This window comes from Paenibacillus sp. FSL H7-0690 (genome assembly GCF_037980415.1).
Taxonomy (GTDB): domain Bacteria; phylum Bacillota; class Bacilli; order Paenibacillales; family Paenibacillaceae; genus Paenibacillus_AQ; species Paenibacillus_AQ odorifer.
Window position 1 is genome coordinate 2177953 of sequence record NZ_CP150281.1, and the last position, 18973, is coordinate 2196925.

17 protein-coding genes and 2 tRNA genes are annotated in these 18973 nt (G+C 40.2%); 18 read left to right on the top strand and 1 reads right to left on the bottom strand.

Going from position 1 to position 18973, the window contains the following annotated elements; genetic code table 11:
* Window positions 1-91: 91 nt before the first annotated feature.
* The 10 genes from MHI32_RS09420 to MHI32_RS09465 all read left to right on the top strand — a co-directional run bounded on the left by MHI32_RS09420 (window position 92) and on the right by MHI32_RS09465 (window position 10769).
* A complete protein-coding gene (locus MHI32_RS09420; protein ID WP_076124919.1) occupies window positions 92-478 on the top strand; it encodes a VOC family protein in 387 nt (128 codons plus the stop codon).
* A 177-nt stretch (window positions 479-655) separates the two neighbouring features.
* The gene (locus MHI32_RS09425; RefSeq protein ID WP_076124920.1) at window positions 656-2452 is read left to right on the top strand and encodes an ATP-binding protein; all 1797 of its coding nucleotides are present in this window, start codon (window positions 656-658) and stop codon (window positions 2450-2452) included.
* A gap of 109 nt (window positions 2453-2561) precedes the next feature.
* On the top strand, window positions 2562-3290 hold the full coding sequence (locus MHI32_RS09430) for a response regulator transcription factor (protein WP_036678951.1): 729 nt from the start codon (window positions 2562-2564) through the stop codon (window positions 3288-3290).
* A gap of 198 nt (window positions 3291-3488) precedes the next feature.
* On the top strand, window positions 3489-4244 hold the full coding sequence (gene pstB / locus MHI32_RS09435; protein ID WP_036678954.1) for a phosphate ABC transporter ATP-binding protein PstB: 756 nt from the start codon (window positions 3489-3491) through the stop codon (window positions 4242-4244).
* A 73-nt stretch (window positions 4245-4317) separates the two neighbouring features.
* Window positions 4318-4977 (top strand): phosphate signaling complex protein PhoU, encoded by a 660-nt coding sequence (phoU, locus tag MHI32_RS09440; protein WP_036678957.1) that lies wholly within the window; start codon window positions 4318-4320, stop codon window positions 4975-4977.
* A gap of 189 nt (window positions 4978-5166) precedes the next feature.
* Window positions 5167-7836 (top strand): DNA polymerase I, encoded by a 2670-nt coding sequence (gene polA / locus MHI32_RS09445; protein ID WP_340012211.1) that lies wholly within the window; start codon window positions 5167-5169, stop codon window positions 7834-7836.
* Window positions 7837-7888: 52 nt separating this feature from the next.
* A complete protein-coding gene (gene mutM / locus MHI32_RS09450) occupies window positions 7889-8725 on the top strand; it encodes a DNA-formamidopyrimidine glycosylase (RefSeq protein WP_340012212.1) in 837 nt (278 codons plus the stop codon).
* A 131-nt stretch (window positions 8726-8856) separates the two neighbouring features.
* On the top strand, window positions 8857-9603 hold the full coding sequence (locus MHI32_RS09455) for a manganese efflux pump (protein ID WP_340012213.1): 747 nt from the start codon (window positions 8857-8859) through the stop codon (window positions 9601-9603).
* A gap of 9 nt (window positions 9604-9612) precedes the next feature.
* Window positions 9613-10209: a dephospho-CoA kinase gene (gene coaE, locus MHI32_RS09460; protein WP_076220141.1), complete on the top strand. Its 597-nt coding sequence runs from the start codon at window positions 9613-9615 to the stop codon at window positions 10207-10209.
* A complete protein-coding gene (locus MHI32_RS09465; RefSeq protein WP_076124928.1) occupies window positions 10206-10769 on the top strand; it encodes a lytic transglycosylase domain-containing protein in 564 nt (187 codons plus the stop codon). The genes coaE and MHI32_RS09465 overlap by 4 nt, the downstream gene beginning before the upstream one ends.
* 84 nt (window positions 10770-10853) lie before the next feature.
* On the opposite strand, the gene MHI32_RS09470 is transcribed toward MHI32_RS09465, so the two are convergent.
* Entirely contained in the window at window positions 10854-11072 is a 219-nt protein-coding gene (locus tag MHI32_RS09470; RefSeq protein WP_036678974.1) for an alpha/beta-type small acid-soluble spore protein, read from the bottom strand.
* 164 nt (window positions 11073-11236) lie between these two features.
* Here MHI32_RS09470 and nrdR point away from each other — a divergent pair, with 164 nt between their 5' ends.
* From nrdR to MHI32_RS09510, 8 genes are all read left to right on the top strand, one after another.
* Window positions 11237-11713 carry a transcriptional regulator NrdR gene (gene nrdR, locus MHI32_RS09475; protein ID WP_036678976.1) on the top strand — a complete coding sequence of 159 codons (477 nt, stop codon included), beginning with the start codon at window positions 11237-11239 and terminating at the stop codon, window positions 11711-11713.
* A 251-nt stretch (window positions 11714-11964) separates the two neighbouring features.
* Window positions 11965-12040, top strand: a tRNA-Ala gene (locus MHI32_RS09480).
* Window positions 12041-12050: 10 nt separating this feature from the next.
* A tRNA-Lys gene (locus MHI32_RS09485) sits at window positions 12051-12123 on the top strand.
* 289 nt (window positions 12124-12412) lie between these two features.
* Window positions 12413-13585 carry a site-specific integrase gene (locus MHI32_RS09490; protein ID WP_340012214.1) on the top strand — a complete coding sequence of 391 codons (1173 nt, stop codon included), beginning with the start codon at window positions 12413-12415 and terminating at the stop codon, window positions 13583-13585.
* A 323-nt stretch (window positions 13586-13908) separates the two neighbouring features.
* Complete coding sequence (locus MHI32_RS09495) at window positions 13909-14199, top strand: hypothetical protein (protein ID WP_340012215.1); 291 nt, start codon at window positions 13909-13911, stop codon at window positions 14197-14199.
* A 469-nt stretch (window positions 14200-14668) separates the two neighbouring features.
* On the top strand, window positions 14669-15097 hold the full coding sequence (locus MHI32_RS09500) for a restriction endonuclease (protein WP_340012216.1): 429 nt from the start codon (window positions 14669-14671) through the stop codon (window positions 15095-15097).
* 1030 nt (window positions 15098-16127) lie between these two features.
* Window positions 16128-16652 carry a hypothetical protein gene (locus MHI32_RS09505; RefSeq protein WP_340012217.1) on the top strand — a complete coding sequence of 175 codons (525 nt, stop codon included), beginning with the start codon at window positions 16128-16130 and terminating at the stop codon, window positions 16650-16652.
* Window positions 16653-16680: 28 nt separating this feature from the next.
* Complete coding sequence (locus MHI32_RS09510; protein WP_340012218.1) at window positions 16681-18480, top strand: ABC transporter ATP-binding protein; 1800 nt, start codon at window positions 16681-16683, stop codon at window positions 18478-18480.
* Window positions 18481-18973: the final 493 nt, after the last annotated feature.

An 18973-nucleotide genomic window follows, 5' to 3' on the forward strand; every position in this document is an offset into this window, starting at 1 on the left:
TAATCAAATTATAAGGATTTATATGTCCAGACTATAAATGATCCTTAAGGAACGCCGAAGGCGTTTTTACCTGTCTAAAGGAGGACAACGAATGGCACCACATTATATTAGAAATGGGTTTCTTAACGTTACGCCGTATTTTATTGCGGAAGATGCAGACCAATTGATAGATTTTGTTGTGCACTGCTTTGATGCCAAAATTATTGATATGCTGCGAAATGATGAGGGAAGGATTAGGCATGCCGAGGTCAGAATCGGTGATTCCATCATTGAGATTTCCGAAGCGAATGAAAAGTATTCACCGGTACAGCTTGCCATTCATCTTTATGTAAGAAATGTTGATGAGACCTACCGCAAGTGCCTGGATGCCGGGGCTTCTATTATTGAAGAACCACTGGATAAATCCTATGGAGAAAGAGGAGCAGGGGTTAGAGACCGTCAGGGTAATCAGTGGTTTCTTGCCACCCGTACAGAATAAACTCATGTGTTTTTACAAAAGTAATACAAAGTAACAGTCCAGAGTTAATCAACTCGGGCTGTTATTTTTATATAATCTACTCTGGGGGCTTATGTCACGGTCATAGTCGTACTGGTATTTTGAAGAAAATGAAGTTAGGATAAAAGATACAATGATAAAGGGAGAGGCAAATTTCAGATGAAACCGTTTCGCGCTCGTCTTACGTTTATACTTATGGCCTTAATCGGTATTTCCATGATTGGTACTGGATTTACGATGGCTCATCTGTTTAAGAGCTCCCATATAACTGCTCTGGAAGAGAATATGTCCCGGGAAATAAGTTTGCTCTCAGGAACACTGGAATTTGTAGATATGAATTCTTCAAATGCGATCCCGTATTACACTGAACAGGCGGAGCATATTTCTAAACTTTTAGATTCTCGGATAACGTTTATTACAAAGTCGGGTAAAGTAATTGGCGATTCTGAGAAAAACCCCTTGGAAATGGACAACCACTCCAATCGTGAAGAAGAGATAGGGGCTGCGAAAGAGGGAACTGGACGGGCAATCCGTTACAGCGAAACTCTAAAGCATGAGATGTTATATGTGGCTGGAAAGGTAACTTCTGATCAGGGATTTGACGGCTATATTCGGGTCTCAATGGGACTTGATGCTGTAACGCAAGGTCTTAAGCATGCTTGGATGATCATGGCTGCAGGTCTAATTATCTTGTTCTTGTCAGCAACTATTGTGAGCTATAAAGTAGCTTCAAGCATGACTTCCCCGCTGGAGCAAATCACAAGAGTCGCCCGGCGGATTACCGATCTGGATTATGATGCCAGAGTTCATTTGAAGCGTAAAGATGAAGTTGGACAGCTGGCTACAGCGATTAATGCGATGGCAGACAGTCTTCAAGACCAGCTTAAGACGATTCGTGATAATGAGGATCTGCTGCAAAGCGTGCTGGATAATATGACTGGCGGCATCATAATGATCAATGCGGAAGAAGAGATTGCGCTGCTTAATCGGGCTTCAGAGCGAATGCTTGATGTCAGTAACGGTGAAATGGCGGGTCATTCGTACAAAGAGTTAAAACGGCATTATGAGCTAACCCGTCTGCTTGAAGAAGGGGTGTTAAGCCGGGAGCCGATTCATGAAGAACGAAGTATTTATAACCCAAGAGAGCGAATTGTACGGATGGACGCGGTTCCGATGATCCAGGATGGTACGTACAGAGGTATGCTTTTCCTATTGCAAGAGGTTACGGAAATTCGCCGTTTGGAGCGGATGCGTAGTGAATTTGTAGCTAATGTATCGCATGAACTCAAGACTCCGGTTGCAGCGGTCAAAGGGTTTGCCGAGACCTTACTGGGTGGCGGAGTTAAAGATGAGAAGACGGCGAGATCCTTCCTGCAAATTATTTATGATGAGAACGAGCGTTTAAATCGCTTGATTGGAGATATTCTGGAATTATCTAAAATCGAATCTAAACGGGTGCAGCTCGATTGCTCACCGGTTCATATCATTGAATTCTTTGATTCCGTGCTGGGAACCATCAGTAAAGTCGCTGAGAAGAAAAACATTAGTCTTAATGTAGAGGTTCCTGAGGAGCTATTCATTGAGGCGGATGAGGATAAGCTGCGTCAAATCTTTATGAATCTGTTCTCTAATGCGATTAATTACACACATGAAGGCGGAAACGTAAAGGTCTACGTTAAGAGTCTACTGAAACCAGACGGCTCCGAAAATGTTCAATTTACTGTTAGCGATACAGGTATGGGGATTCCTAAAAAAGATCTTCCGCGTATTTTTGAACGTTTTTACCGGGTGGATAAGGCAAGATCCAGAAGCTCCGGCGGAACGGGATTGGGGCTGTCTATTGTAAAGCATTTGGTAGATATGCACCATGGAGTGATTTCAGTTGAAAGTGATCTGGGAATCGGCAGTTCCTTTGTGATTGAATTGCCTTTGCTGCAGGAAGAAAAGACCGATTAGATTTTTGTAAATTCACTTTTTTAATTTTACACTAAGTTAACATTACGGTGATATGATGGTTTTGTTGCTGTTTTGTAAAAATCAAACTATATGGAAGACGGGGGAACCTATGGCTCAACGATTGCTTGTCATTGAAGACGAACCGACACTAGCCCGGCTGCTGTCCTATAACTTAACGCAGGAAGGTTACGAGGTGACGGTAGAGGATCATGGAACGGCAGGATATGATCGTGCGACGAGGGAACCTTTTGACTTGATCGTATTGGATCTGATGCTGCCAGGAATGAATGGCATTGACATCCTTGATAAATTGCGTGGACAAGGTATCCGCACACCTATTATCGTATTGACTGCTAAAAATGCTGAAGAAGATGTGGTTAGAGGGCTGAAATCCGGTGCTGATGATTATATAACCAAACCTTTTGGGGTATCCGAATTGCTTGCAAGAGTGAGCGCTGTATTGCGGCGGATTTCCGGTCTTGCTGAGGAGGCTCCGCAAGAGACACCTATATCTGCTTCTACGATCATTCTGGGACAACTAGAAATCTATCCTGAGCGGTATGAAGTTTCCTTAGGTGGACATAGCATTAACCTGCGACCGAAAGAGTTCGAGGTATTGTTATATTTGGCTCGTAAACCAGGGGTAGTGCTGACAAGAGATGATCTTATGAACGCTGTATGGGGCTTTGATTATATTGGTGGACAGCGCACCGTTGATGTGCACGTAAGTTCACTTCGTAAAAAGCTTGAGCTAGATCCAGAATCCGTCCATATCGATTCCATTCGAGGTGTAGGTTATAAATTAGTTGTTAACAAAAAGAGAGCTCCGGTCATTTAGCATGACTGGAGTTTTCTTCTTTATCCCGTTCATAAACAAGATTCAGGTGAGATTACACGCCGAATTGTAGGGAATACTATCACGTGGACTAATTCATCTTCACCAATTTTACATTGCGTTAACATTTCTCTCCAACTGTATTTACATTAAAAGCTTATTATGGAGAACGAAGATGATGAGAAGGAGACGTAAATACTAATGAAATCCATCATTGACATAGAGAAACTTGATCTCTACTATGAGTCATTTCACGCACTGAAGAATGTGAATCTGCAAATTCCGGAGAAACAGGTTACTGCTTTTATTGGACCTTCCGGTTGCGGAAAATCCACTCTGTTGCGCACGCTGAATCGTATGAATGATATGATTCCTGGTACACGTATTGAAGGAACTGTAAACATCGGCGGCAAAAATATTTATAGTGACGAGGTAGAGGTAGAAAGCCTGCGTAAGCAGGTGGGCATGGTATTCCAACAGCCAAATCCTTTTCCAAAGTCGATTTACGACAATGTAGCTTATGGTCCTCGCCTGCACGGTATTCGTTCAAAGAGCGAACTGGATGAGATTGTAGAGCAAAGTCTGCGTCATTCCGCGCTGTGGGAGGAAGTTAAAGATTTTCTGAAAAAATCTGCCCTTAGCTTGTCCGGCGGACAGCAGCAACGGCTGTGTATCGCCCGAGCTTTGGCAGTACAGCCGGATATTCTGCTCATGGATGAGGCAACGTCTGCACTTGATCCTGTGTCTACGCTCAAGATAGAGGAGCTTGTACAGGAATTAAGAAGTAAGTATACAATCGTTATGGTTACTCATAACATGCATCAGGCGGCACGTGTATCTGGTCGAACCGTGTTTTTCTTGAATGGTGTAATTGTAGAGGCGGCGGATACAGAGGTGTTGTTCTCTACTCCTAAGGATTCCCGCACCGAAGATTATATTTCTGGACGTTTCGGCTGATACGGGCTACAAGGGCGCTCGTCCTTGGAAATGGCAAGCTGACCATACATTAATGAGGAGGATCGCTCTTACTATGATTCGCAGAAAAGAATTTGATAAAGATTTGGAAGAGCTGCGCAGTCTGCTGCAGCAGATGGGTGAACATGTAATAGATGCTCTTGGTGGAGCAATTGTTGCTTTACAGAATCTTGATACTGTGCGCGCTCAGGAAATCATTAAAGCAGATTTGCAGCTGAATGCCATGGAAGATAAAATCATGGAAATTGGCTCACGGCTAATTATTACACAGCAGCCTGTAGCAAAAGATTTGCGCCGCATTATCGTTGCTTTCAAAATATCTAGCGATTTGGAACGTATGGGTGACTTGGCTATTGATGTTGCGAAAGCAACTATGCGCATCCATGGACAGCAGCTGATCAAGCCGCTTGTAGACATTCCACGTATGGCGGAAATTGTGACGACCATGATTGATGAGGCTATCCAGTCTTATCTGGATGAGAACACGGATCTGGCTTATAGAATGGCACAAGATGATGATCAGGTCGATCAATTATATGGTTCGATGATCAATGAGCTATATAGTTATATGGTGGCAAAACCGGATTCTGTATCCCAAGCTATGTTATTAACGCTGGTAGGCCGTTATATTGAACGGATTGCCGATCATGCGACTAACATTGGTGAGAGTGTTGTTTATCTGGTCACAGGCAGCCGTCCGGATTTGAATCAGTAATTTGCACTTACACAGCTTTTGTTATATCTTTAGTTAAACTAAGTAGCCGCCCTTTTAAAAGGGCGGCTACTTGTTGTATATCCTTAACATATCAGCTTATCCCACTGTTTAGGTTGGTAAAGCCGTTTCTACTTGTACAGGGCATATGGTAAGATGTAAGGAGTAAGCATGAAAAAGGCGAGGTGCACTATGGACAAGTTGATACTTATAGATGGAAACAATATTATTTACCGTGCTTTTTTTGCGATGCCCCCGCTGACGAATACAGCAGGGCAACAGACAAATGCGGTGTACGGATTTACAACGATGCTGCTTCGTTTAATCGAAGAACATAAACCGACACATATGATTGTCGCTTTCGATGCAGGGAAAGTTACTTTTCGGCATGAAGGTTATCAAGATTATAAGGGCGGCCGGCAAAAAACACCGCCGGAACTCTCCGAGCAGTTTCCTTTGTTGAAGGAATTGCTGACTAATTTAGGTGTACCGCAGTTTGAAATTGGCAATTTTGAGGCTGATGATATTATTGGCACCATTTCACGCCAGGCGGATGAAGCGGGACGGCAGGTTATGATCGTGTCGGGAGACAAGGATATGTTGCAGCTGGCTTCTGAACATACGACCGTTGCCTTAATCCGCAAAGGGGTCACCGAAGTTGAGCTTTATGGGCCGGAACAAATCCGGGAGAAATATGACCTAACCCCTGAGCAGATCATTGATCTTAAAGGGCTGATGGGCGATGCAAGTGATAACATCCCGGGAGTACCCGGCGTAGGTGAGAAGACAGCTTTGAAGCTGCTGCATCAATTTGGATCAGTGGAAGGTGTCTTAGCTGGAACCGGTGAGCTAAAGGGTAAAATGAAAGAGAAACTGGAAACCCATGCGGAAGATGCGGTGATGAGTAAAAAATTAGCGACCATCTATCGCGAAGTACCGCTTGAGCATTCGTGGGAAGACATGGTCTTCAATGGAATTTCAGCAGATACAGCCGGACCAGCGCTTGCCAAGCTGGAATTTAAATCATTGTTGGAACGTTTGTCACTTAGTGCCTATGCTCCTGTTGCCGAGGGTGAGGAGAGTACTGCTGAAGTAGAAGCTGCGGCACTTGATATTACGATCGTAAGTGAAGAAGAACTTAAGGGGCTCAGTGAAGTCCTGGCTGGTATTTCGGCGCTGCATGTGGAATCGTATGGAGATAATCCGCATCGTGCCGAGGTAATCGGAATAGGATTGTCCTCTCTGGAGCGGCATTACTATGTGCCGTTTGAATTACTGCATAAACCGGCCGCTGCGAAGCTGCGTGATTGGCTAGGAGATGAAAAGGCTTCGAAAAGTGGATATGATCTTCACCGCGCTGATTTGGCTCTACACTGGCAGGGAATTGCTTTTGCAGGTGCAGCCCATGATGTGCAGCTGGCGGCTTATTTGCTTGATCCTACGGAGGCTAATCAGAATCTAAATGATCTCACTGCTAAATACGGCTTGCCGCGGCTCTCTCCTGATGAAGAGGTATTTGGTAAAGGTGCCAAATACAAAATCCCTGAGCTTGAAGTTTTAGGAAATCACGTTGCACGAAAGAGTGCAACGGTTCTTGGAATCGCACAGAAGCAACAGCAGGAGCTGGTGGAGACCGCAATGACAGGGCTATTCGAGGATCTGGAAATGCCTTTGTCACGGATTTTGGCGGATATGGAGAAACAGGGGATTGCAGTCAATGCTGGTGATCTTAAAGAGCTTGGAAAAGAATTCGAGGCGCAAATTTCCAAATTGGTCAGTGAAATATACGAGATTTGTGGCACTGAGTTTAATTTGAACTCACCAAAGCAGCTGGGTGAAATCTTGTTTGTAAAGCTAGGTCTGCCTGTCGTCAAGAAGACGAAGACGGGTTATTCCACGGATGCCGAAGTGCTTGAGAAACTGGCGCCATACCACGATGTGGTGCGTTTGATTCTGCAATATCGCACAATTGCAAAGCTGCAATCTACCTACGTAGAGGGGCTGCTTAAAGAAATTTCCCCGAACACAGGGAAGGTGCATACATTCTATCGGCAGACAATTGCCGCTACAGGACGGCTTAGCAGCCAATTCCCGAACTTGCAAAATATCCCGATTCGTCTAGAGGAAGGACGCAAAATCCGCAAGGTATTCGTTCCGTCCGAACCGGGCTGGTCCATCTTAGCAGCCGACTATTCGCAGATCGAACTGCGTGTGCTGGCACATATTTCCGGCGATGAGCGGATGAAGGAAGCCTTTCTGCATGATATGGATATTCACACGAAGACAGCGATGGATGTGTTCGGTGTGACCGCAGAACAGGTGGACAGTAATATGCGCCGTGCCGCAAAAGCCGTTAACTTTGGGATCGTCTACGGGATCAGTGATTACGGTCTCTCGCAGAATCTGAATATTCCGCGTAAGGAAGCCGCGCAATTTATTGAACAGTATTTTGAGGTTTATCAGGGTGTGCGCCGCTATATGGACGATATTGTAGTGGAGGCACGAAAGTATGGTTATGTGACCACATTGCTCGAACGTCGCCGTTATCTGCCGGAGATTAATGCGAAGAACTTTAATCTGCGCTCTTTTGCGGAGCGGACAGCAATGAATACACCTATACAGGGAACAGCAGCGGATATAATCAAGCTGGCGATGGTGCATATGGACAAGGCATTATTTGATCGTGGGCTTAAGAGCCGTATGCTGCTTCAAGTACACGATGAGCTTGTATTCGAGGTGCCAGAGGATGAAATGGAGCTTATGAAGACGCTTTTGCCGGAAGTAATGGGTGGAGCCCTAAAGTTATCTGTGCCGCTTAAGGCAGAGGTCAGCTTTGGAAGTAACTGGTACGAGGCGAAATAGACTCCCTTTAAGGTGTGCATATCAGCTATAATGTAGTTGAGGTGAAGACATCATGCCGGAATTACCGGAAGTAGAGACAGTCAAGAGAACACTTAATGAGTTAGTTAATGGAAAGCAGATAGAGAATGTAACCGTCCGGTTGGCGCGGATTATTCGGCGTCCGGATGATATTCAGGCTTTTGCCCACCTGCTGGCAGGTCATAGCATTGTAAAAGTTGAACGAAGAGGAAAGTTTTTACGTATTGTGCTGGATGGTCTGGTGCTTGTGTCACATTTACGGATGGAAGGCCGTTACGGACTTTTTTCAAATGATGACCCACTGGACAAGCATACACATGTGATTTTTCATTTTACGGATGGAACTGAGCTGCGTTATACGGATGTTCGCCAGTTCGGGACGATGCATCTTTTTCAGATGGGAGAAGATCTTCAGCTGCCGCCTTTAAATAAGCTGGGGCAGGAGCCGCTGGAGCCTTCTTTTACACCGGAGAGGTTTAAGCAGATCGTGTCCGGTAAAAGCACCAAAATTAAATCGCTGCTGCTTAATCAGGAATATATCGTCGGCATCGGCAATATTTATGTAGATGAGTCGTTGCACCGTGCGGGTATCCATCCTGAAGACAGCGCCAAAGCGCTCACGGACAATCAATTGGACAAGCTGCATCATGCTATTGTAAGCACGCTGGCCGAAGCGGTTAACGCCGGAGGTTCATCTGTTAAGTCATATGTTAATGGCCAAGGTGAGAGCGGTACGTATCAGCAGCAGCTATTGATTTACGGTCGTAAGGATCAGCCGTGTAGTAACTGCGGAACGATGATTGAGAAGACGGTTGTAGGCGGTCGTGGCACGCATTATTGTCCAAATTGCCAGCGTCCGACTGTTCACTGAATTTGTTGAAATAATAAGGTTGGCACCCACTACTTGTCCCGCCCATATACTGTGTGAAGAATGCTTAATAGAGAACGGAAGCTGAAACGATAAAATTTCAGTTTTCCGGTTCTTCACAGGAGGGATTGCGGGTGCTCAGCCCATTATTTTCACTGCTATTGCTAGCGTTTGCCTTGAGTTTAGATGGTTTTGGTGTAGGAATTACATATGGGCTGCGTAAAATGAAAATACCATTGCTCTCCGTTCTGATTATCTCGCTCTGTTCGGGGGTAGTTATCTGTGTATCGATGCAGGTTGGGGTTTTGCTTGCCAAGGTAGTGTCTCCGAATGCAGCTTCTATAGTTGGTGCAGTTATACTTGTGCTAATGGGATGCTGGTCGCTTGTTCAGATGCTGATGCAGAAAGAGAAAGATGCAGATGGCGGACGTAAAGCTGAAACGGTAGATAAGGTCTCATTTTCCGGGCAGGCTTGGGCAGAGGTAGCTGCTGATTCTGAAGCGGGTACAGAACCTGTTATGAATGATGAACCGTTGAAATCAGCTGTTTTTTCGCTTGAGCTTCGCCGTTTGGGGATTGTAGTGCAGATCTTGCGTACCCCGTCTTCTGCGGATATGGATGCCTCAGGAAGCATCTCTTCGATGGAAGCGATGATACTGGGGATTGCGCTCTCTCTGGATGCTTTTGGGGCTGGACTTGGCGCAGCGCTGCTTGGATTCAATCCGATATGGACATCACTTACAATAGCTTTGTTTAGTGGTACATTTCTATTGCTGGGTATGAAGACTGGACTTAGATTTGCCGGGAACTACTGGATGAAGCATGCTGCCGCATTACCAGCGTTATTATTAATTGCAATGGGAATACTGAAGCTATTATGAGGTGAGTACATGATTATAGGCTTAACCGGAGGAATCGCATCCGGAAAAAGCACAGTGTCTGCACTGCTTGTGAACAAGGGAGCGAGGCTGGTTGATGCCGATGTGATCGCCAGAGAAGTTATGCTTCCCGGGCATGAAGTGTTGGCTGCTGCTGCTAAGCAATTCGGAAAAGAGATCCTTTTTCCGGATGGAACACTGAATAGGGCCAAATTAGGTGAAATCGTCTTTCAAGATCCTGTGGCCCTGCAAACCTTGAACAATTTGACGCATCCTGCTATCCGGCAGGAAATCAAAGACCGTATGTACAGCATGGAGCAGGAAGAGCCGAAGCGGCTTATTATTGTGGATATTCCGCTTCTTTTTGAATCAGGGCTTGAGACCCTGTTCCATGAGATTGTAGTAGTCTACGTTCCCCGTGAAATGCAAATTGCTCGATTAATGGAACGTAATAGGCTCTCTTTAGAAGAAGCAGAAGCGCGATTGAATGCACAGATGGATATTGAGCAGAAACGTAATAAAGCGGACTACATCATCGACAACAGTGGCGATCTTGCGTACACTGAGCAACAGGTTGCTGTGTTTTGGGACAGGCTGGGTTTATCATGAAATGGCTACGTAAAAAAAGAGTACTGCTTCTGCTATTTGTGGGTTTTACGGCAATATTGTTTCTGAGTACTAACTGGATGTCGTGGTTTTATCCCATCCATTTTAAAGATGAGATTCGCAAGCACAGCATCACTTATGAGATAGACCCGTTTCTTGTAACCGCGATTATTCGTGTAGAAACGAACTTCAAAACTGGACGAGAATCCAAAAAAGGCGCACTAGGGCTGATGCAGCTTATGCCGGATACCGCTAAGTGGGCGCTGGAAAAGGCCAAGCTTCCAAACGTATCTATGGAAGAACTCAAGCATGAGCCTTCGGCTAATATTGAACTGGGTACATGGTATCTTTCAACTTTATCCCGTCAGTTCGAAGGTAAACGTACAGCAATTATCGCAGCCTATAATGCTGGGCCCGGAAAAGTTCAACGCTGGTTGGACGAAGGGGTCTGGGATGGGACAGATGCAACCATCAAAGATATTCCCATTGGTGAAACCAGGCATTATGTACAGCGCGTTAATTATTACTATGATCAGTACACGGACATTTACAAAGAATTTTAATTTCTACCGTGTTATGTATAAAAAGAAGTATTAAACGACCTGTAGGTCGTTTAATACTTCTTCAAAAAGCTTATGTTGGTCAGGTTATTTGTATTGACCTGCCAGTTGTTGTTCTGCCAGGGTTACAAGACGTTTAGTGATGTAACCACCGATCGAACCATTTTCATAAGAAGTTTTATTGCCTTGGTAACCATCTGGGGAAAGCGTGATTCCTAGTTCTTGGGCAACTTCGTATTTAAGTTGTTCCAAGGCACCGCGGGAATTTGGAGCTACAAGGTTATTGGAGTTGTTGCTTTGGCTCATTGCTGTTCACCTCCTCTGTTGGTAACTGTATTATGTGCCGGACTTGCCATTATCATTACAAGAAAAAAACGGTGATTTCTGGAAATAATAAAAAAGCCGTTCAAAAGCCGGATTTATAACGTGCCGGGACCCATACCATTATGTAATAGGAAGTGATGAAGCTTATGAAATGCCCTTACTGTGATCACACAAATACTAAAGTGCTGGACTCGCGACCAGCGAATGAAAATAAGTCAATCCGTCGTAGGCGTGAATGTGAGCGTTGCAGCAAACGTTTCACTACTTTTGAAATGATTGAAGAAACGCCACTCATTGTAATTAAAAAAGACGGCAGCCGTGAGGAATTCAGTCGTGATAAAATACTCCGCGGTCTCATCCGTGCTTGTGAGAAACGGCCGGTTTCTGTGGAACGTCTAGAAAAGATCGTGTCCGAGGTTGAGAAATCTCTGCGCGGCATCGCCGTTGCGGAAGTGGAAAGCCAACAGATTGGTGAATTCGTGATGGAGCAGCTCTACCCAGTAGATGAAGTGGCTTACGTTCGTTTTGCGTCCGTATATCGCCAGTTCAAGGATATTAATATGTTCATGAAGGAACTCAAAGGGCTGCTGTCCAAGAGTACAGGAGAATTAGAGGGATTATAGGGTTTTGTCCAGTTAGGGCGTTACAGTCAATCCTAGGGTCTGTTAGGAGTGCTTGTACTGGTTTGTTTCCTCTGAGTTTTGAGCGGGGAATTTGAGTGGAAAAATGAATTTTAAAAAAAGTGTTGACATAGAGGGCGATTTTTTATATTATATAGAAGTCGCCTACGACGCTTGAGTTTATCGGAACAACTCAATTACGACCAAACTAAAATTAAAAAATGTGTGATTACATACATCTGAAATTTCAGTTTGGGGCCATAGCTCAGCTGGGAGAGCGCATCGCTGGCAGCGATGAGGTCAGGGGTTCGATCCCCCTTGGCTCCACCAAACATCATATGGACTCTTAGCTCAGTTGGTAGAGCAGTAGACTCTTAATCTATTTGTCCAGGGTTCGAGCCCCTGAGAGTCCATACTAAAGAAACGGCAGAAATGCCGTTTTTTTGCTGTTTTATGCGATTTTTGATCAGTTTCGGATGATTAAGAATCAATTAATGAATTAATAACGTGAAGTGGATAAAAGCCAACTAAAACGGCAGAAATGCCCTTAAAGTTGACTTTTATCGTTACTCCAATTGTTAGTAAGTTGATTGTAAAAAAATGTGTTGGGGACGAATTGGGGACGAAATATTTAATTGGCTGTTTAACACTGTTTCAATTGGAGAGGATGAATAATACATTTCTCTAAGAGGGAGCAGGTAAGTGGCCAGTATTGAAAAGCGGGGTAAAAATTCATTTAGGCTTGTTGTCGAAGCGGGATATGATGCACGTGGCAAAAGAATTAAACGGTCGAAATCAATAAAAGCTAATGGCATTAGAGAGGCTGAAAAAGAACTAGTCAAGTTCCAAACTGAAGTTGAAACTGGTGAATATATAGCTCCTGAAAAGATGACCTTTTCTTCATTCCTAGAAGAGTGGAGAGAAAAATATGGGAATAAACATCTTGAGTTGAAAACCATGGAGACTTATAATCACATGTTGAAAAACCATATCGTTCCTTATTTTGATATGCGGCGAATTTCTGATATTAAACCCATTCAGATATTAAATTTTCTTGATGACCTATCACATGATGGTGCTCGTAAAGATAGTAAGCCAGGAGGACTTTCATCAACTTCAATTCGTTTCATTCATCGAATCCTTAAAGATATTTTCGAAAGAGCTGTCGAATGGAGAATTATAAATAATAATCCAGTAGCTGCTGTAAAAAGACCTAAAGTGAAGGAACGAGAAGTAGAAGTATACAATGAACAAGAAGCTGAACTTCTCTTTAAAATGCTCGAAAAAGAGCCAATCCATTGGCGTATACTGATTACATTAGCATTGACAACAGGACTTCGGCGGGGTGAATTGTTAGCGTTAGAATGGAAAAATGTTGATTTGGTTCAATGCACCATAGATGTTGTTCAGTCTTTGAGCTATAGCCAAGGCAAGACCATCATAAAAGAACCAAAAACAAAAAACTCTAAACGGAAAGTATCAATTCCAGACTCGCTTCTGCCTGAATTGAAAGAATATTATCTGTTTGCTGAAGAATACAGAAATAACTTCGGTTCGGGTTGGGGAGCAGGCGAAAGATTATTTGTTTTCTTCTCTGAATTTGGCAAACCCTTTTTTCATACTGCACCCGGTAAATGGTTTTCTCGTTTCACTGAACGTACCAGTATTAGAAGGATTCGGTTTCATGATTTACGTCATACATCAGCTACCTTACTTATAAATCAAGGTGTTCATGCAAAATTAATTGCCAGTCGTCTTGGTCACGCGGATATTAGAACTACGATGAATATTTATGGACATGCGCTCCGAACTGCCGATCAGGCGTCAGCTAATACTTTTAATAATCTCCTTCAGACAAGAAGAACGGTAGAATAGTAAAGTTAATTCCATAAAAATTGACAAAGGAACTCATTAGTTTTAAAAGAGACAAAGAATATGTGGATACTAATCTGATCCTTTTAAGAAGTAATAACTCGTAAATAAATGTGAGAATCAAGGCAAGATTTAATATATGTTTTGTATGTAGGAATAAGCTTCTAGATAGGTAGTCTAAAATGATCGTTAGCAAAAAAAGGAGGAGTTATTATTGTCGCTAGACTTATATCTACAAGATTCAAAATGTTGTAAAAATAACACGGAAATAATGAAAACATTTTTTTAAGTCACAAGCTAATACATGGGATCTTGGAGGAGGATGTATGAACAATCCAACAAGTAGACATATGATGGATAAATCCTACATTAAAGACGTAATTCGTGAACTTAAACTTCGGGGATATGAGGAGGATGAGGCTACGGAAATTCTAATCAAATACTATAGACCATTAAAGAGGAGTTTGGGTTTTGGGCCCAATGCTTACAATTTTGCTAAAGAAATCGATTTAATTCATAAAGCTGTTATCAAGAAATTCGATCCTTCTGAACCTGGTCAGATCTTTATAGGTCATTTGAAAAATCGAATAAAATCAAATCTGAAAGGTAAGCCTTGAATTGAGGGATAGAATGCAGATAACAATTCCCTTAGGGGCCCCAAGATGATACATAGATTTTGTGAAAGTATCGTGTTAAGTATTGAATACTCTGGTGTGGGGATATTAATAAATTGTATGATTTTACACATTTGCGATCGGTAGAAAGATATAATGCCTATTGTTTTTGGAAATGATAGTATTATTAAAAGAGGATTTACAAGGACTTTTGGTTGAGCGATTTGGAAGTAATTTAAGGAATAGGATCGCTCATGGGTTAATGGGTTATGAAAGCTTCTTCTCAAGCGAATTGATATATTTATGGTGGCTGAATCTACATATATGCCGTGTTTATTAATTGCATTATCTAAGAGCTATAGAATAATAATTTAACTCTGCGACTTTTTGAAAGCAATATACATCTTACGGTATCTTGTTTTTAAAACAATAGAAAATTTCAAAATTCTTTAAAAGGAAAGGATCAGAACATATGAGTTTTAATAATTCTTTTCCACCAGAAAGAATGTATCCTAATGCAGAACTTTCTCCAGAGGAATATGAGTTATTCGTATTAAACTACTTCAGAAAAACATATCCTTTTGCTGAAATTGCTCATAGAAAAGATATTGTAGGGTTCGATGGAGTATATAATATAGATTTGACAATACGATTTGAAGAATTAGGTGTTCACTTCTTAGTACTCGTAGAATGTAAACATCACAAAAGCCCAGTAAAAAGAGATTATGTTCAAGTGCTAAAAGATAGGATTAGATCTAGTGGAGCTCATAAAGGAATATTAGTATCTTCAAGTTCTTTTCAATGTGGGGCAACCACGTATGCAAAGGCACATAATATTGCACTCATAAGGGTAATCAATGATGAATTTAGATATGAAATAAGAAGTAATCGGGTGCCTTAAATATGATTTGGGTTGAGGCAATCAATGATACTAGCCTTACTAGTAACTTCATTGAAGATTTCAATGAAGTTTTAGGTATCTCAGAGAAATGATTAATACTAGTTTTCATTGCATTTAACATTCTTGGCATTCACTGCTTGGTCTGGTCAGACCGGTATACCGCAGCGACGCATTACCATACGTATAGCCGCTGAGGTCGCCGGCTTCGCCTAAAATGCCAGCAACAGATCGCAAGTATTGGCGTAGCCGGTGGGATCCGCTTTATCGTAACTACCACTTCTTTCTCGATCACCTGAAACTGCTCGGTAGCCTGATCGTACTCGGCCAGCAGTTGCTTTAGATAGAGCTTGTAGGCTTTCTCGGCATGCCTCGCGCCGACTGATTTAGCTGCTGGAGCCAGCAACTCGCTAGCCCTACGTTCGCCACTGTGTCGTTTTATGACCGTTTTCCAGCCGACGATTACCTGTCGAACGGTGAGTTTTTGAAGATCGGCAGGCGTTGGAAAGAGACGTAGTGTAGCGAGCGACCCGGAGCCAATAATGCTCTAAAAGATAACTTAGTGGGTACAACTCCTTAATGAATAAAATAATTAAAACGATTACGTAACTACAGAGAGTTAATTCTATATTTTTTCTCGATTGATATCCATTCGCATTTATTTCCACTAGATTTTTCTTACTTATTTTTCTTACTTATTTTTCGGATAGACTCGATCCCAGCAAGGATAAATTGAGGTTCCACCTACTCCCCAGCTTATCTCATGAGAACTCCTACTAATTTCATTTTTATGATTTTCATCTTTATAATTACAGGGCAGCTATTCTAGTTTCCAGCGCAAAACACTCCAACCTTATTTCTCTATTTGTCAGACAGTGATTAATTATTACAATATAAAGCATAATTTATTGTTAATTACAAAAAACGACAAAAAATAGATCGAAAGATGCATATATTTATATGGAAAATCCTGATAATATCTATTTAAACAATAAATTGTGAAAATATGTTTTTTATGGGAGGGGGATTTTCATTGTATGATTATATTCCAAATATAATAATAATTGCATTATTTATATTTGCATTATTTATTGCTATTTTAGTAAGCATAAATTTTGCATTTTTAATGCCAGTATTTAAACATGTGGATACTCTAAGGAAGAAAAACAAATCGAATAAAGTTGGGGAAAATATATATTCGTTATTTAATATCCCAATTATTTCATTTCAGTCTTCATTTATTCTTATCATCTCTCATGCAACTTGTTCTATTTGCTATGAAACTCTAGATAAAATATTAGAAGAAAATATACATAAAAAAATTCCTGTTTTAAGTCTATTGGGAAGTGATGATGAACGAAATTCAATATCTGATTTTCATTTAAAATTTGATAAAAAAATTTTAATAATAGATATTGAACAGGATAAGTTAAGTATGAATGGATTTCCAATAGCTCCATATTACTTACTTGTAGATAGAAATGGTGAAATTATCAAAAACAGTGCCGTCTTTGAAATGATAGAAAATAAGTGGGAAGAAGTCGAGCGAATAGCGTAATTAAATCCGATGACATTAGGGGACTAAAATGAGCTACAAATTGCTAATTTGGAGTACTAAATATGTATGGAAAGAACGAAAAAGTCTTATTATATCATCTTTGTTTTGTAGCATAATATTAGGAATAGCACCTTATTTTTCGTTAATGATCACTAAAAATTTCCTGAACGAAGTATCTAACTTTATCAAAACTAGCTCCAATTCTTCACTTTATTATAATATTATAATCCTTTTGGCTGCTCAATTTATCCTACAAATAACTGTTACTGGCATTAGTTATTGTGAACAGTATTTCGAAAAAAAAAATTTGTTGATACTTGAACACACTCTTGTAATCGAAATGGTCAATAAGCTTAGTAAGATCCCATTGTTACTTTTTGATGATCCAGAATTTCATAATCATTTAAGTAGAATTAATAGTAATATATCTGAGCGGTTTTGGTCTCCTATTAGAAATATGAAAGATTTAATAAGAATTTTGATAAGTGTAGGATCATACGCGTTTATACTCTGGTCAATAAATTGGGAATTGATGATAATTTGTGCTTTAGTCACAGTTCCTTTGTTCTACATATACTCAGTTCTTGGTAAGAATAAATTCAAATTAAGCGTTGAAAATTCTCCTCTTGTCAAAGAGATGAGTTATTTATATTCAATTCTTAATGATAGAAACCATGCGAAAGAAATAAGGGCTTATTCTTTATATTTCTATTTTACAAATAAATGGAGCGAAAAGTATAAAGAGCAAACAAACAAAATAATTTCTTTGGAAAAGAAACAATATTTTATAAAAATCGGAACAGAATCAATTAATTCAATTTTTTATATATTCATTTCTGTTTTTATACTATTTTTAATAAAAAAAGCTGTATCTGTACAGATAGGTGATTTTGTTGTAGTGAATCAAGCCTTGATAAATACACAAGGTGCTCTTAATAGATTATCAATGTGCTACTCAGATATAAAAATTAATTTGTTATATTTGAAAGATCTTCATAATTTTTTAGAGTTGGAAGAAAAATCACAAGAAGAAAATATTAATTTCCCTAGTGGTAATAGCTCATCATTTTTGAATCTTCACAATGTTACGTTTAAGTACCCGAATCAGACTCATCCTGCAATAGTTGACATTAATATTTCAATTGAAAAAGGAGAGAAAATAGCAATTATAGGTAATAACGGATCTGGTAAAACAACGTTAATAAAATGTCTAGTAGGTCTATTTAGTGAGTATCAAGGAGAAATAGAAATCTCGGGTGAAAATATAAAAAATATCAAAGATGAGGAACTTAGAGAAAAGTTTGCTATTATATTTCAAGATTTTCTTAAATACCCTTATAGCATCAAGGATAATATCTCTTTTGGGAATGTTAATAATGACTTGGATAACCTAGACGCTATAGTTTTAGCAAGTGAAAAAACGGGAATCCATGATACTGTCATGGAATTACCTGAGAAATACAATACGTATCTTGGTAATTTTATAAAACCTGGTATCGATTTTTCAGGAGGTCAGTGGCAAAAATTGGCACTATCAAGAGCGATATATAGAAATTCAGATATATTAGTACTTGACGAACCAACTGCTTCTCTAGATTCTCAATCAGAAATACAAATATTCAAAGAATTACTAAGTACCGCACATGAAAAAACTGTTATTTTTATATCCCATAGAATATCATCTGCAAAATATGCTGATAAAATTATTATGATGAATCAGGGGAGAATTACTGAACAAGGATCTCATGACCAGTTAATCGCTGAGGGCGGGGAATACTATAAAATATACTCTACCAAAATAGAAAATAGGACAACTGTGAGTAGTTAAAAAGGGAGTTGACAAATGATTATTATAATATTGTTCAAAAATATTATTAGTTTGTGTTTATTATTATCTACCATAGGAAAAAGAAATACTAATGAATACTCAATCAAAAATTCTAAATTTATTATTATTTCTAGATATTCTAAATTTACTGACATTTGGGCAAAAGTATTTCTTAGTATTGCTTTATTACTTGATTATTATAAAGTAGCGTTACTATGTTTGATTATATTATTATTCATAGAAATATTTAATGTTTTTATTTTGAAAAGAGAGTATCAGGCACTTAATTTATGTGTTTTTTTTAGTACATACAGCATAATAGCTATATTTGGTTATACTAACCAATATGATTTCAGTTTTTACAATGAATATCATTTTATTACATTTTATGTAAGTGTTTGTCTATGTCTCGTCTATTTTATATACAAGAATATTATATTAATAAATAGAGTAATAAATAATGTTTATAAGCCTAATATAAATAAGGAGAGAT